The 13,821-nt window shown below is 75.0% G+C and carries 11 protein-coding genes; 5 read left to right on the forward strand and 6 right to left on the reverse strand.

All coding sequences use genetic code 11. The features are described from left to right. The first annotated feature begins 52 nt into the window (after positions 1-52). Positions 53-1,015 carry a lytic polysaccharide monooxygenase gene (locus tag K2224_RS24450; RefSeq protein WP_221908657.1) on the forward strand — a complete coding sequence of 321 codons (963 nt, stop codon included), beginning with the start codon at positions 53-55 and terminating at the stop codon, positions 1,013-1,015. A 31-nt stretch (positions 1,016-1,046) separates the two neighbouring features. Here K2224_RS24450 and K2224_RS24455 read toward each other — a convergent pair whose 3' ends face one another. Next, positions 1,047-1,514, reverse strand: a complete 468-nt coding sequence (locus K2224_RS24455) for an Lrp/AsnC family transcriptional regulator (RefSeq protein WP_221908658.1) — start codon at positions 1,512-1,514, stop codon at positions 1,047-1,049. A gap of 81 nt (positions 1,515-1,595) precedes the next feature. Between K2224_RS24455 and K2224_RS24460 the strand changes: the two genes are divergently transcribed. After that, positions 1,596-2,888, forward strand: a complete 1,293-nt coding sequence (locus K2224_RS24460; RefSeq protein ID WP_260693037.1) for an APC family permease — start codon at positions 1,596-1,598, stop codon at positions 2,886-2,888. 94 nt (positions 2,889-2,982) lie between these two features. On the opposite strand, the gene K2224_RS24465 is transcribed toward K2224_RS24460, so the two are convergent. The 3 genes from K2224_RS24465 to K2224_RS24475 all read right to left on the reverse strand — a co-directional run bounded on the left by K2224_RS24465 (position 2,983) and on the right by K2224_RS24475 (position 8,781). Then, positions 2,983-3,840 (reverse strand): triacylglycerol lipase, encoded by an 858-nt coding sequence (locus K2224_RS24465; RefSeq protein WP_221908659.1) that lies wholly within the window; start codon positions 3,838-3,840, stop codon positions 2,983-2,985. A 307-nt stretch (positions 3,841-4,147) separates the two neighbouring features. Beyond that, a complete protein-coding gene (locus tag K2224_RS24470) occupies positions 4,148-5,221 on the reverse strand; it encodes a hypothetical protein (protein ID WP_221908660.1) in 1,074 nt (357 codons plus the stop codon). Continuing rightward, the gene (locus K2224_RS24475; RefSeq protein WP_221908661.1) at positions 5,218-8,781 is read right to left on the reverse strand and encodes a DNA polymerase III subunit alpha; all 3,564 of its coding nucleotides are present in this window, start codon (positions 8,779-8,781) and stop codon (positions 5,218-5,220) included. The genes K2224_RS24470 and K2224_RS24475 overlap by 4 nt, the downstream gene beginning before the upstream one ends. A 184-nt stretch (positions 8,782-8,965) precedes the next feature. Here K2224_RS24475 and K2224_RS24480 point away from each other — a divergent pair, with 184 nt between their 5' ends. Continuing rightward, positions 8,966-10,039 carry a DUF3533 domain-containing protein gene (locus tag K2224_RS24480; protein WP_221908662.1) on the forward strand — a complete coding sequence of 358 codons (1,074 nt, stop codon included), beginning with the start codon at positions 8,966-8,968 and terminating at the stop codon, positions 10,037-10,039. A 154-nt stretch (positions 10,040-10,193) separates the two neighbouring features. On the opposite strand, the gene K2224_RS24485 is transcribed toward K2224_RS24480, so the two are convergent. Beyond that, positions 10,194-10,964 carry an SDR family NAD(P)-dependent oxidoreductase gene (locus tag K2224_RS24485; protein ID WP_221908663.1) on the reverse strand — a complete coding sequence of 257 codons (771 nt, stop codon included), beginning with the start codon at positions 10,962-10,964 and terminating at the stop codon, positions 10,194-10,196. 118 nt (positions 10,965-11,082) lie between these two features. On the opposite strand from K2224_RS24485, the gene K2224_RS24490 reads away from it, so the two are divergent. Then, a complete protein-coding gene (locus tag K2224_RS24490; RefSeq protein WP_260693039.1) occupies positions 11,083-11,826 on the forward strand; it encodes a TetR/AcrR family transcriptional regulator in 744 nt (247 codons plus the stop codon). Between the two features lie 301 nt (positions 11,827-12,127). Beyond that, positions 12,128-12,568 (forward strand): subtilase-type protease inhibitor, encoded by a 441-nt coding sequence (locus K2224_RS24495; protein WP_221908664.1) that lies wholly within the window; start codon positions 12,128-12,130, stop codon positions 12,566-12,568. A gap of 115 nt (positions 12,569-12,683) precedes the next feature. Here the strand turns inward: K2224_RS24495 and K2224_RS24500 are convergent, their stop codons facing one another. Then, positions 12,684-13,712, reverse strand: coding sequence for a S1 family peptidase (locus tag K2224_RS24500; RefSeq protein WP_221909902.1), 1,029 nt, complete (start codon positions 13,710-13,712; stop codon positions 12,684-12,686). Positions 13,713-13,821 lie beyond the last annotated feature (109 nt).

Genomic DNA, 13,821 nt, shown 5'->3' on the forward strand with positions numbered 1-13,821 from the left:
GCGCCCCCCCCACACCCCCACCCCCCACATCCGACGAAGGAGACCCCCCACGATGACCGCTGGACGCAAGGCCACCGTGTTCGCGCTGCTCGGCCTCGGCCCGCTGGCGCTCACCGCGCTCACCGCGACCCCGGCCGCCGCGCACGGGTCGATGACGAACCCGGTCAGCAGGGTCGCGGCCTGCTATGCGGAGGGCCCCGAACACCCCACCTCCGCCGCGTGCAAGGCCGCCGTACAGGTCGGCGGCGCCCAGGCGCTCTACGACTGGAACGCGGTCCGGGACGGCAACGCCGGCGGCAGGTCCAGGGAGCGGATCCCCGACGGCAAGCTGTGCAGCGCCGGCAACGACGAGTACAAGGGGCTCGACCTGGCGCGCGCGGACTGGCCGTCCACCCCGATGAAGGCCGGCAGGCACACCTTCCACTACAAGGCGACCGCCCCGCACAAGGGCACGTTCGAGCTGTACCTCACCAAGGCCGGCTACGACCCGACGAAGCCGCTGAAGTGGTCCGATCTGGAGGCCACCCCGTTCGCGAAGGTGACGAACCCGACGCTGACCAAAGGCAGTTACGTCTTCGACGGCACGGTGCCCGCCCGGTCCGGCCGCCACCTGATCTACAGCATCTGGCAGCGCTCGGACAGCCCGGAAGCCTTCTACACCTGCTCCGACGTGGTCTTCGGCAAGGCCGGCGGCGGGGCCGTCGGCACGCCGACGGCGGCCGCGCCGACCGACCGGCAGATCGCGGCAGGCGCCGGCCGGTCCTCGATGGACATGAGCCACCACGACCACGCCATGGGCGCCGCCGCCCCCGGGCGAGGGGCCACGGGCGCGGATCCGGCCGCCGGCGGCGCGCACCCGGACGGCGCGTCGAAGCCGGTCGGCGGGAAGCGCCTGGCCGAGACCGGCGGCGACGGCTCCACCGCCCCGCTGGCCGTAGGGGGCGCCGCGGTGCTCGCGCTGGGCGCCGGCGTGCTGTTCGCGGCCGCCCGCCGCAAGGCCGCCCGGCAGGGCTGAGCCGCCCGCCGCTGCCGCCCGGCCGGTCCCGTCAGGACCGCTCGGGCGGCAGCGGCTCGACGATGTCGTTGGCGACGTGCTGGTAGATCACCGAGCTGCGGCAGTCGACGACCTCGCGGCGCTTGAAGATCCGGTCCATCAGCAGGGCGTGCAGCCGGTCCACGTCCGGCACCGCGACATGCACCAGGAAGTCGTCGCCGCCGGCCACGACGTAGACGTTGAGCACCTCGGGCAGGGAGGTCAGGAACGCCTTGAACCGCTCGATCACCTCGCGGTTCATGGGGCGGATGCGGACCGTGAGCAGCGCCTGCACCGGGCGGTTGAGGGCGCGCAGGTCCACCGTCGCGCGGTAGCCGGTGATCACGCCGCGGGCGCGCAGCGCGCGGACCCGCTCCAGGCAGGTGGAGGGGGCGATGTCGAGCTTGCCGGCCAGTTCGCGGTTGGTCTGCCGTGCATCGCGCTGGAGTTCCCGGACAATCGCCGAATCAATGTCGTCCATGCCCCCCATGGTGCCCGTCGTCACCGAATTTTGTTCGGCAGCGCATCAATATGATCAAAGTTACGGCTAGCGTCTGCGGCTGTGTCCGTACAAGAAACATCTCTCACTGCTTCCGCACGGCCGGATGTACGGCGGCTGGGTATCGGTGGCGGTACCGCGCTGTGCGCCGGCGCCGTCCTGGGCCCCGGTGTGCTGACGCTGCCGTCGCTGGCCGCCGCCGCGGCCGGCCCCGCCTCCCTGCTGGCCTGGGTCGTCCTGCTGGCCATGTGCGTCCCGGTGGCCGCGTCGTTCGCGGCGCTGGGCGCGCGGTTCCCCGACGGCGGGGGCGTGGCCACGTATGTGCACCGGGCGGTCGGGCCGCGGGCCGCGGCGGTGGTCGGGTGGTGGTTCTACGGGGCGGTGCCGCTCGGGGTGGTCTCGGCCGCCTGGATCGGCGGCAAGTACGTGGCGGACGCGGCCGGTTGGGGCGGGGGCGGCGCGGCCGCGGTCGGCGCCGCGGTGCTCGTCGGGTCGCTGGCCTCCAACGCGGTCGGGCTGCGGATGTCGGGCCGGGTGCAGCTGCTGCTCGGCGGGCTGCTGGCGGCGGTGCTGCTGTGCGCCGTGCTGGCCGCCGCGCCCCGGGTGTCCGCGGCGCACTTCACGCCGTTCCTGCCGGGCGGCTGGACGTCGGTGGGGTCGGCGGCCTCGGTGCTGTTCTTCGCGTTCGCCGGGTGGGAGGCGGCCAGTCACCTCTCCGGCGAGTTCGCCGACCCGGCGCGGGACCTGCCGCGGGTGACCCGCCGCACGCTCGCCGTGATCACCGTGCTCTACCTGGGCCTGGCGGTCACCACCATCGGGGCGCTGGGGCCGGCCGCCGCCCGGACCGACACCCCGCTGACCGCGCTGCTCGCGCAGAGCGTGGGGACCGCCGCCCGCCCGGTGGCGGCCGCGGCGGCGCTGTTCCTCACCTTCGGGGCGGTCAACTCGTATCTGGCCGGGGCCTCCCGGCTCGGCGCGGCGCTCGGCCGGGACGGGGCGGCACCCCGCTGGCTGGCCAAGGGCGGCGAGCCGGGCGAGGTGCCGCGCCGGTCGCTGGCGGTGCTCGGCGTGGTGGCCGCGGCGCTGGCGGTGCCGGCCGCGTCCGGCGTCGCCGACCTGGACCTGCTGATGCGGGCCACCGCCACCTGCCTGGCCGCGGTGACCCTGGCGGGGCTGGCCGCCGCACTGGTGCTGCTGCCGCGCCGCACCCCGCTGTGGTGGGGCGGGCTGGCCAGTGCCCTGCTGACCGCGGGGGTGCTCGCCTTCTCCGGGTGGCTGCTGCTGATCCCGGTGGTGCTGGCGGGCGCGTCCGCCGGCTTTCTGACGCTGCGCAGGACGGGCCGGGGCACCCGCTGACTGACGGGCGCCCCGGCCCGGGGCCCGGCCCGCGCGCCGACCGCGGGCCGGGCCGGAGCGGGGCCGGTCCGGCCTGTCGGCCTCCCGACCGGCCCTAACTCACCACGGAGGCGCAGGTGGTCGGGGTGGCGTGGGCCGGGTCGAGGGCGTTGGCCGTCTCGTGGAAGGCGATCCGGTCGACGGTCCCGATGGCCACGTGCTCGGAGAGGTCCGCCGCGCACAGGTCCTGGAGCACGACGTTGTGGACGTCGGGGCCGTTGAGGAAACCGGAGGTGTAGGGCGTGACGACCTCGTCGTACTTGGTGGCGATGACGGTGTAGTGGACGCCGGGGGCGGTGTCGCCGCCGGCGTTGAGGCGGTTGAGGAGGTCGGACCCGGTGGCCTGGTCGGTCAGCCCCGGGGTGAACTTGTCGAGGTACTGCTTGGCGCCCGGGAAGAGGCCCAGCAGCCTGGTGAGGCCGCTGAGGGTGGTGCCGTGGTTGTCCGGTGCCAGTCCGACCAGCGTGTGCACCTTGTCCGCGCCGCCGTGGAACTTCAGGTAGACCCGGGGCATCATGCCGCCCTGCGAGTGTCCGACGAGGTCCACCTTGTCGGTGCCGGTCGCGGCCAGCACCCGGTCGACGTAGTCGGCGAGTTGCTGCGCCGAGGCGTCCACCGGGCCGAGCCCGTGGAAGACCGGGACGCCGGGCAACTGGCCGTAGTCCAGGGAGAAGACGCAGTAGCCGCGGGCGACCAGGTAGGGCGCGAGGCCGACCCAGTTGTCGACGGCGTTGCCGAAGGTGCCGTGGACGAGGACGACGGGGCGGGGATGGGCACTGGAGGGCTTGCACGAGAAGTCGTTCCAACCGCTGCTGACGGTGGGGGACGCCGCAGCGGGTGTCGCCGTGGTGAGACCGAGGGCCAGGGCGGCCGCCGGAAGGACGGCGCACAGTCTCGACCAGCGCAGCTTCATACGAACTCCTTGCGGATGAGGGGGTTCCGGGGCTCGGTGAGCCGTTTCAGCTGCGATCCGGATCGCGAGGGCCGACGTGGTGACTTCCCAGTAAGTTACGAGCGGGTAAGCAGGACGTACCAGTGTCGTGACGGTGAAGGAAGCAGCACGCGATCCGCACCGCACGCCCGGGCGCGCAATACCGGTTGCATGCGGGGGAGACGGCGGCCCGGGGTATACGACCCTCAATGACCGTTAGCGGAAGTGGAGTTGGGAAGGGGAGTTGGGGAAGGGGAGTCGCGGCGGCCGGGCGGTGCCGGGCCGGGCCCTACGGCCGGGGGTGCCGGCGGGCCGTTCCCGGGGCCGGTCCGAACGCTCCGGCGGGGCGTATCGCCGCGGCGCCGAAGCGGGCCCGGGCGCGGTCGACGGCCGCCTCGATGCGGTGGGCCTTGTCGTCGGCGGCGTCGAACGTCAGCTGGCGCGCGGCGCGTTCGGCCCGGCACAGGTCCTCGGCCCGCAGGGCCAGCGCGCGCACCCGGGCCCGCTGGAGGCCGAGGGCGGCGTGCAGCGCGTAGGCGGCCGCGGTCAGCGCGGGACCGTGAGCGGTCGGTGCGTCCAGCCGGCGGGTGCGGGTGGTGGTGGAGCGGTCGGCGTAGCGGACGGTGAGGGTGAGCGCGCGGGCCGCCTGCCCGTCGACCCGCAGTCGGGCGCCGAGTTCGTCGGCGAGCGAGAGCAGCGCCCGGCGGCGCCGGTCGGGGTCCAGTTCGTCGTGGGCGAAGCGGTGTTCGGCGGCGATCGAGCGGGCGACCGCGTCGGGGGTGACGGGGGTGGGGTCGATCCCGCGGGCGCGTTCGGAGACCGCCCGGCCGGCCCGGGCGCCCAGGATCCGCTGGAGGGTGGCGGGCGGTGCGGCGGCGATCTTGCCGATGCTGTCGAGCCCGTAGGCGGACAGCGCGCGGGCGGCCGCCGGTCCGACGCCGTACAGCGCGGAGGCCGGGCGGCGGTCGAGGAAGGCGGCGACGGACCGCGGGTCGGCGGGCACCGCGCCGATCCCACCGGGCGGGGCGTCCTGGGCCGCGATCCGGGCGAGCTGCGGGTTGGCGCCGACGCCGATGGTGCACCGCACGCCGTACCAGGCGAGCGCGCGCAGCCGGACCAGCGCGGCGATGCCCGCGGCGTCGCGGTCGAAGTAGCGCAGCGCGCCGCGGACGTCGGCGAGCGCGGCGTCCGGCGACAGCGCCTGGACGACCGGGGTGAACTGGCCCAGCAGGCCGAGCAGTTGCTCGTACCGGCGGGCGCCCACCGGCTCGCCGGCGGCGGTCCGGAAGCGGACGTACAGCGTGCCGGGCGGGCGCCGGGCACCGGCCGGGGGCGGCGGGACAGGTGGGGCCTTGGGGGTCATCCGGCGCTCCCGGGGCTGGCGTGCCACAACTTGCGGCCGGTGGCGGCGCGTTCGCCCGGCGGCTGGAGGTCGGCCCACGGGTGCAGCTCGTAGCCGGTCTCCAGGCGGATGGTGCGGCCGGAACCGGGCGCCTCGGCGGGCTCCGGCGCGGGCTCGCGGGCGGCGCCGTCCGCCGGGGCGCCGTCCCGGAGCACGGGCTCCGGGGACGCAGCAAGGGGCGCGGCGCCAGCCGCTCCGGTGGAGCCGGTGCTTGCACCGGAGAGCTCGGCGGTGACCGCCTCCAGGCCGCCGGTGCGGCGGAGTTCGGCCAGCTCGGCGAGGTTCCAGGCAGCGCTGCCGACCACGCTGAGGCTGCGCGGGCCGCGCCGCTGGACCGTACCGCGCACCAGCAGCAGCCACGAGTGGAAGATGGTGCGGGCGCAGGTCTGGTGAGTGTCGTCGAAGAAGGCGCAGTCGACCAGGCCGGTGCTGTCGTCGAGGGTGGTGAAGATGACTCGGCGGCCGGAGCGGATCGGCGGTGTCTGGGTGGCCGCCTTGGCACCGGCGACCAGCACCGTCTCGCCGTGCCGGACGTCCCGCAGCCGCCGGGCCGGCACCGCGCCCAGCTCGGTGAGGAACGCGCCGTGGTCGGCCATCAGATGGCGGGAGGCGTCCATGCCGAGGACGCCCAGTTCGGCGCTGAGCCGTTCCACGTCGGTGAGGTCGGGAAGGCCCGCCGGCTCGATCGGGTCGGCCGCTTCCTCCTGAGCCGTGTGGAGCGTCAACTGCCCGGCGGGGGCGCTCCGTCCGTGGTGGTGCAGTTCGGCGAGGTGCAGCAGCAGGTCGCGCCGGTTGGCGCCGAAGGCGTCCAACGCGCCGACCCGGGCGAGGCGTTCGGCCACCGGGCGGCTGGGGCGGGCCCGCTGCCAGAGGTCCTGGAGCGAGCGGTAGGGCTGCCCGTCCGCGATCCGGCGGGCCTCGGCCCGGCTCATTCCGTGCACGTCGGAGAGGGCCAGCCGCAGCCCCCAGGCGTCGGGGGCACCCTCCTTACCGGACACCAGTTCGATCCGGTGGGCGACCGCCGACCGGTTCACGTCCAGCGGCAGCACCGGCACCCCGCGCCGCCGGGCGTCCGCGAGCAGCAGCCGCTTGGGGTACATCCCGGGGTCGTGGGTGAGCAGCCCGGCGTAGAAGGCCGCCGGATGGTGCGCCTTGAGCCAGGCGGACTGGTAGGTGGGCACCGCGAACGCGACGGCGTGCGCCTTGCAGAAGCCGTAGGCGCCGAACGCCTCGACGATCTCCCAGGTGTGCGCGACGGCGTCGGGTGCGTAACCGCGGGCGGCGGCCCGCCGGGCGAACCAGGTGCGCACCCGGGCCTGCCGCTCCGGGTCCGCCAGGGCGCGCCGCTGCTCGTCCGCCTCGTCCCGGCGGCATCCGGTCATGATCCGCAGGATCTCGATGACCTGCTCGTGGAACACCACCACCCCGTAGGTCTCGCGCAGCGGTTCCGCCAGGTCGGAGTGCGGGTAGCGGACGGCCGCGCGGCCGTGCCGGGCCTCGATGAAGGGCCGGACCATGTCGGCGGCGACCGGGCCCGGCCGGAAGAGGGAGATGTCGACGACCAGGTCGTGGAAGGTGGCGGGCTGGAGCCGGCCGACCAGGTCGCGCTGGCCGGGCGACTCGATCTGGAAGCAGCCCAGCGTCTCGGTCGAGCGGATCAGGCCGTAGGTGGCCGGGTCGCCGGGCGGCACCTGCGCGGGGTCGTCCAGGTCGAGGCGGACGCCGGTGGCCCGGCCGATCTCGGCGACCGCGTGCGCCATCGCCGACTGCATCCGGACGCCCAGCACATCGAGCTTGAGCAGCCCCAGGTCCTCCACGTCGTCCTTGTCGAACTGGGACATCGGGAACCCCTCGCCGCTGGTGGGCACGACCGGCGTGCGGTCCAGCAGCGTGGCGTCGGAGAGCAGCACCCCGCACGGGTGCATGGCGATCCCGCGGGGCAGCGCGTCCAGCGCCTCGACCAGTTCCCACAGTCGTTCGTCGGCGCCCTCCCGCACCCCGCGCAGCTCGGGCAGTTCGGCCAGCGCGGCGCGGGCGTCCCGGGCCCGGATGTGCGGGAACGCCTTGGCGAGGCGGTCCACCCGCGCCGGGTCCATGCCGAGGGCGGCACCCACGTCCCGTACGGCGTGCCGGACGCGGTAGGTCTCGGGCATCGAGACGGTCGCCACCCGCTCGGCGCCGAAGCGGTCGAAGATCGCGCGGTAGACCTCCAGCCGGCGGGCCGACTCGACGTCGATGTCGATGTCCGGCAGCGCGCGCCGCCGCTCGGACAGGAACCGCTCCATCAGCAGCCCGTGCTCGACCGGATCGGCGTGCGCGATGCCCAGGAGGTGGTTGACCAGCGAGCCTGCGCCGGACCCGCGGGCCGTGACGCGTATCCCCATCTCCCTGATGTCCGCCACGACCTGAGCAACCGTCAGGAAGTACGAGGGGAAGCCGAGCCGCTCGATGGTGCGCAGCTCCTCGTGCAGCCGCGCCCAGCGCTCCCGGTCGCGGTCGTGGCCGCGCAGCACCATCGCGGCGGCGCAGCGGGAGCGCAGCACCCGGGCGGCGGTGCGGTGCTCCGCGCCGACCAGCCGGGGCTCGGGGAAGTGGATGCGGCCCAGTCCGATGTCGCCCCGCGGATCCACCCGGCACTCCCCCGCGGTCTCCTCGGTCATGGCGAGCAGCCGGTGGGCGAGGCCGCGCCGGAAGCCGGCCGCCTCGGCGATCCGCTCGGCGGCGGCGGCCATCGCGGCGGTGTCCTTGAGCCAGCGTTCGCCGCCGTCCCAGGTCTCGGGGCGGCGGCGGTCCACCGGCACCAGGCGGCGGGCGGAGTCCAGGACGTCGGCGACCGGGCCCTGGCCGGGGTCGGCGTAGCGGACCGCGTTGGTCAGGACGGCGCGGACGCCCTGGTCGACGGCGAAGCCGAGGGTGCGGGCGGCCAGCCGCAGGGAGCCGGGGCCGCTGCCGGGCCGGCCGTGGTCGACGACCTCCAGGCGCAGCGCGTCGCCGTACCGCTCGCGCCAGGGGGCGAGGAGCCGGGCGGCGCGGTCCGGGCGGGCGGCGGACAGCGCCCGGCCGACCTCGGAGTCCGGTCCGAGCAGGACGGTCAGCCCGTCCGTGGCGGATTCCAGGGCGTCCGCGGGAAGTACGGGCCGCTCGCCCCGGGCCGCGTGGGCGGCCGAGACCAGCCGGCACAGGGCGGCCCAGCCGACGGCGCCGTCCCGGGCCAGGAAGACGACCCGGGCGGCGGACTCGTCGAGGAAGGCGCCGCCGCGCACCGGGGTGCGGGGACGAGCGGCGGGCCGGGGCGCCGGTTCCCCTTCGGCCACGGCGAGTTCGGTGCCGAACAGCGGCCGGACGCCGGCCTCGGCGGCGGCCTTGGCGAACCGCACGGTGCCGGCGAGCCCGTCCCGGTCGGTCAGCGCGAGGGCGTCCAGCCCGCGCTCGGCGGCGCGCTCGGCCAGCCGCTCCGGATGGGAGGCGCCGTAGCGCAGCGAGAAGCCCGAAGCGGTGTGCAGATGCGTGAACTCGGGCATCCGCACCTCCTGCACCTCATACGCCCCCCGGCTGTATTCGCGTCCCTTGTTTCACTTCCTCCACCATAACGCGTCTTCGAACATTCGTACGAACACACGCCCGGGGGCCGCTCTGGCCGGGAGATATCGCCGCAAAGAGATATAAAACACCTGGAAGATCTACGGATCCCGAACGGAGCGGCGCATGGCCACGACCGACGACGGCAGGCCCCTCACCTTCGTCGAGGAGGTGCGGAGCGCCGTGACGACCCGCGCGGCGCTCCTGGTGATCGGGGTGCTGGGCCTGATGGTCGCGTTCATCACGTCGTACGCCGGTGCCTTCCACCACCCCGAGCCGGACCGGGTGCCACTCGCCGTGGTCGCCCCCGCCCAGGTCCGCGGCGAGCTGGTGAGAAAGCTCGACCGGCTCCCGGGCGCACCGCTGGACCCGAGCCCGGCCGCCTCCGAAGCCGACGCCCGGCGCCGCATCGGGGACCGCACCCGCGACGCCGCGCTGCTGGTCGATCCGCGCGGCACCACCGACCGGCTGCTGGTCGCGAGCGGCGGCGGCGCCTCGCTGGCGCAGGCGGTCGAGGCGGTGGTGACGGCGGCCGAGAAGCAGCAGGGGCGGACCGTCCGCACCGAGGACGTGATCCCGGCCGACCCCGGCGACGGCCGCAGCCTGTCGTCCTTCTACCTCGTCGTGGGATGGTGCGTGGGCGGCTATCTGTGTGCCGCGATCCTGGCGATCAGCGCCGGGGCCCGCCCGGCCAACCGCCCGCGGGCGGTCATCCGGCTGGCCGCGCTGGCGCTCTACGCGATCGCCGCCGGGCTGGCCGGGGCGCTCGTGGTCGGCCCGGTGCTCGGCGCGCTGCCCGGCAGCCTCTTCGGGCTGTGGGGCCTGGGCGCGCTGACCGTCTTCGCGGTGGGCGCCACCACCCTGGCCTTCCAGGGGCTGCTGGGCATCATCGGCATCGGCCTGGCGATCCTGGTGATCGTGGTGTTCGGCAACCCGAGCGCGGGCGGCGCCTATCCGTATCCGCTGCTGCCGCCGTTCTGGCGGGCGATCGGGCCCGCGCTGCCGCCGGGCGCCGGCACCTGGGCGGCGCGCTCGATCGCGTACTTCGGGGGCCGGGCGCTGACCGGGCCGCTGCTGGTGCTCTCCGCCTGGGCGGTGGGCGGCGCGCTGGTCACCGTCGTCCTGGCGACGCTGCACCGGACGGCCGACGACCGGGCCGGCGGCGGGCCGACCGGCGACGCCGGGAGCCTGCCGGCCTGACCCCGGGCGCCCGGCACGGACGAGAAGCGCCCCGCGCCTGCCACGCCCCTCCCGACGCGGCACGCACGAGGCGCCGTCCCCATTCTCGCGGTCTTCGGTCCGGCCCGCGGGCAAACCCCCGCGGAACCGTCGATTCCCGGCCGCCGCCGGTCCGTCACATGTGCGTGCCGCCGTCGATCCGGATCTCGGTGCCGGTGATGAACGCGCCGTCCTCCGAGGCGAGCATCGCGATCACGCCGGCGACGGTCTCCGGGCCGGCGAAGCCCTGCCCGATGGCCGGGGCGAGCTTGGTGAACAGGCTCATGTCGGCGTCCTCGGGCAGGCCCGGGCCGCGGCCGGTGGTCATGTTGCTGGCGATGGAGCCCGGCGCCACGCACACCGCGCGCAGCCCCTGCCGGCTGTACTCGCTCGCGATGGCGTGGGTCATCGACTGGATGCCGCCCTTGCTGGCCGCGTACGCCGCCATGTACGGGTGGGCGAACGAGGCCGAGGTGGAGCTGAAGTTGACGATCACCGGCGCCTGCCCCGCCAGCAGGGCCGGCAGCGACTCACGGATCATCAGGAAGGTGCCGGTCAGGTTGACCGAGACGATCCGGTTGAAGAGCTCCAGGGTGGTCGCGTGGGTGTGCGCGGAGCGCAGGATGCCGGCCGCGTTGACCAGCACGTCCAGCCCGCCGAGGCGGTCCACCGCGGCGGCCACGCCGGACCGCACCGCGGCCTCGTCCGCGATGTCCAGCCGCGCGGTCTCCAGGCGGCGGGCGGCGCCGTCCGCGGCGGCCCGCTCGGCGGTGGCCGCCAGGCCCGCCTCGTCGACGTCCACCGCGACGACCCGGCCGCCCTCGGCGAGGATCCGGTGGGCGGTGGCCTGCCCGATGCCCGAGCCGGCTCCGGTGATCAGTGCGCGGCGTCCGTCAAAGCGGTTCATGGTCCTGCTCCGTTTCGTGAAGGGCCTGGGGGCTTCTCCGCACCGTACGCCCACTTGGCACAATGTGCCAGATTCGCATGACATGCCTACATGCCACCGCGCTCCGTAAGCTGGCCCCATGCCCACCGCACCACGCCCCGCCGCCGCGTCCACCCCCGCGCGGCCGTCCCTCACCGAGCGCCGCAAGGCCGAGACCCAGCTGGAGATCGCCCGCACCGCGGCGGCACTGTTCGCGGAGCGCGGGCCCGGCGCCACCGCCGACGAGATCGCCCGCACCTCGGGCGTCGCGCTGCGCACCTTCTACCGGTACTTCCGCACCAAGGAGGACGCGGTGGCCCCGCTGCTCGCGGTCGGCGTCCGGCAGTGGATCGGCGACCTGGCCGCCGCCACCGCGGGGCCGGACGCACCACCCGCCCGCACGGCGCTGGAGCAGGCCGCGCGCCGGGCGCTGACCCCCGCCGACGAACCGGCCGCGGAGGCGCTGCGCTGGACCCGCGGGCTGCTGCGCGCGATGCCCGGCGACCCGGCGCTGCGCGCGGTCTGGCACCGCGTCCACCACGACTCCGAGGAGGAGTTGCGGCCGGTGCTGGCGCGGCTCACCGGCGCCGATCCGCTGACCGTGCGGCTGGCCGCGGCCGCCGCGAACACCGCGATGCGGGTCGCGGTGGAGGAGTGGGCCGCGGGCGACGCACGGGCGGACGGCCCGCACGGCCCCGCGGAGCTGGTCGTCCGCGCCATGCGGGCGCTCACCGCGGGACTGGCCGATCTGGACGGGCGCCCCGGCGGGCGGGGCGGCGGCGACGGGAGTGCGGACGGTCCCGAGGGGGCCACCGGCGGCCGCCGGGACCCGTCCGCACGCTGATCCATCCGCGGATCCGGCCCCGCCCTTCGGCCAATCGCCGGAGATCGAAGCCCGGCCGAACGGACGGTCGGCGGCCGGAATCCCCCGCCCGGGGGCGGCTCGAACCCCACCGGAGGGATTCCATCCGCGCTGGCAGTGCACCGACCCCGGGCACACCACTCCCCCACCCCCGGGCACTTTCGCGCCATTACCCTCAGCTTTCATCTATCGACTGAAAGTGATCGGGCCGCGTGCGTTTGAGATGCGGTTGGGCCAGACTCCCGTCCGGAATCTCCACCCACGACACAAAGGAGTGTTCGTCATGCGGTACATCACTGGGGCGGTCGCACTCGGCGCGGCGCTGGTTCTGGGCGCGCTGTCCACCACCGCGCAGGCCGCCACCGCGCCGGCCCAGCCCGCCCGGACCGGTGGCCTCTACGCGCCCACCGAGATGGTCCTGACAGTTGGTCAGGGCGACAGCCGCGCGACCGCCACGTCGCTGCGCGCGGCGACGCTGAGCTGTATGCCGACCGCGAGCGGAAGCCACCCGTACGCGAAGGCCGCCTGCGCCCAACTTCGCCTGGTCTCCGGTGACTTCACCAAGGTGACCGAGGCCGAGGGCCAGCGGATGTGCAACAAGATCTGGGCCCCCATAGTGGTCACCGCGGACGGCGTCTGGCAGGGCCGCCGGATCTCGTACACCCACACCTTCGCCAACTCCTGCGAGATGGCGGACGGCAAGGGCACGGTCTTCGAGTTCTGAGCCGGCACGCCGGCGCGATGACGCGTCGCCGCGGCGGAACGGCACCGGCCCCCGGACGAGGAGAGCGTCCGGGGGCCGGTTCGTGCCGTTGGCCGGAGCCGATCGGCCGTCCGGTTCAGCCGATCTGCGTGCCCGTCGCCTGGAGGGCGGCCGGCACCGGCTGGAAGAAGGTCTCGCCGCCCTGGCTGCAGTCGCCGCTGCCGCCGGAGGTCAGGCCGAGGGCGCTCTCGCCGTCGAAGAGGGCGCCGCCGCTGTCACCGGGCTCGGCGCAGACGTCGGTCTGGATCAGGCCGTTGACCGTGCCCTCCTGGTAGTTGACGGTGGCGTTGAGCGCCTTGACGCTGCCGTCGTGCACCTTGGAGGTGCTGCCGCTGCGCTTCACCTTCTCGCCGACGGTGGCGTCCGCGGCCTTGGAGATCTTCTGCGTGCCCCCGTAGAGGTCCACCTCGCTGGGGTGCTCGGTGTTGCCCGTGTACTTGGCGAACGAGTAGTCGTTGCCGGGGAACTTGGAATCCTCGGTGGTCGCGATCGTCTGGCCGCCCTGCTGGTCGGACCACTCCTTGACGTCGTTGCCGCAGTGCCCGGCGGTCAGGAAGCCCGGCTGGCCGCCCTTGGTGACGTTGAAGCCGAGCGAGCAGCGGGCGCTGCTGCCCCAGATCGCGTCGCCGCCGGCGATCAGGGGTTTGATCTCGCCCTTGGTCCGCCGGAGTTCGACGGTGTCGCCGAGGCCCTTGGCGACCTTGGTGAGCCGGTCCAGCCCGGCGCCGGTGACCGTGCGGTCGGCGGACACCACGACCTTGTTGGTCCTGGGGTCCATCGCCCAGGCGGTGCCGGGGATCGTCGCCCGGTCCTTCAGCGTCTGCCGGGCCGCGTCGAGCTGGGCCATCGAGTGCTTGACGATTCTGGCCTCGGCGCCCTTGGCCCGGACGGCCGCGGCGGACGCCTCGTCCACCACGTTGACGACCAGCTTCTGCGCCTTGGCGTCGTAGAACGCGCCGGCCGTACCAGACTTGAGCTGGGACGCCAGGGTGGTCGCCGCGTCCGGGGAGAGCCTGGCCACCGTGGGAGCGGGGGCCGCGTGGGCGTTGGCGAGGGTGACGGTCGCGGTGGCGGCGAGCGCGATGGCGCCCGCGCCGGCCAGGATCGCGCGACGGTGGGATATGCGTCGGTGCGTCAACTCAGTGCCTCCCGTGGGGGGATGGGCCCGGGACTGTGGGGAGTCGGGCGGGCCCGAGAGCGAGGTGCGAGTACCG

Origin of the sequence: Streptomyces sp. BHT-5-2 (assembly GCF_019774615.1) — a bacterium.
Taxonomy (GTDB): domain Bacteria; phylum Actinomycetota; class Actinomycetes; order Streptomycetales; family Streptomycetaceae; genus Streptomyces.

Bases quoted from the DNA above. Each gene is read 5' to 3' on its own strand.
- K2224_RS24450 (WP_221908657.1), top strand. From the start codon at position 53: ATGACCGCTGGACGCAAGGCCACCGTGTTCGCGCTGCTCGGCCTCGGC.
- K2224_RS24455 (WP_221908658.1), bottom strand. From the start codon at position 1,514: ATGGACGACATTGATTCGGCGATTGTCCGGGAACTCCAGCGCGATGCA.
- K2224_RS24465 (WP_221908659.1), bottom strand. From the start codon at position 3,840: ATGAAGCTGCGCTGGTCGAGACTGTGCGCCGTCCTTCCGGCGGCCGCC.
- K2224_RS24470 (WP_221908660.1), bottom strand. From the start codon at position 5,221: ATGACCCCCAAGGCCCCACCTGTCCCGCCGCCCCCGGCCGGTGCCCGG.
- K2224_RS24475 (WP_221908661.1), bottom strand. From the start codon at position 8,781: ATGCCCGAGTTCACGCATCTGCACACCGCTTCGGGCTTCTCGCTGCGC.
- K2224_RS24480 (WP_221908662.1), top strand. From the start codon at position 8,966: ATGGCCACGACCGACGACGGCAGGCCCCTCACCTTCGTCGAGGAGGTG.
- K2224_RS24485 (WP_221908663.1), bottom strand. From the start codon at position 10,964: ATGAACCGCTTTGACGGACGCCGCGCACTGATCACCGGAGCCGGCTCG.
- K2224_RS24490 (WP_260693039.1), top strand. From the start codon at position 11,083: ATGCCCACCGCACCACGCCCCGCCGCCGCGTCCACCCCCGCGCGGCCG.
- K2224_RS24495 (WP_221908664.1), top strand. From the start codon at position 12,128: ATGCGGTACATCACTGGGGCGGTCGCACTCGGCGCGGCGCTGGTTCTG.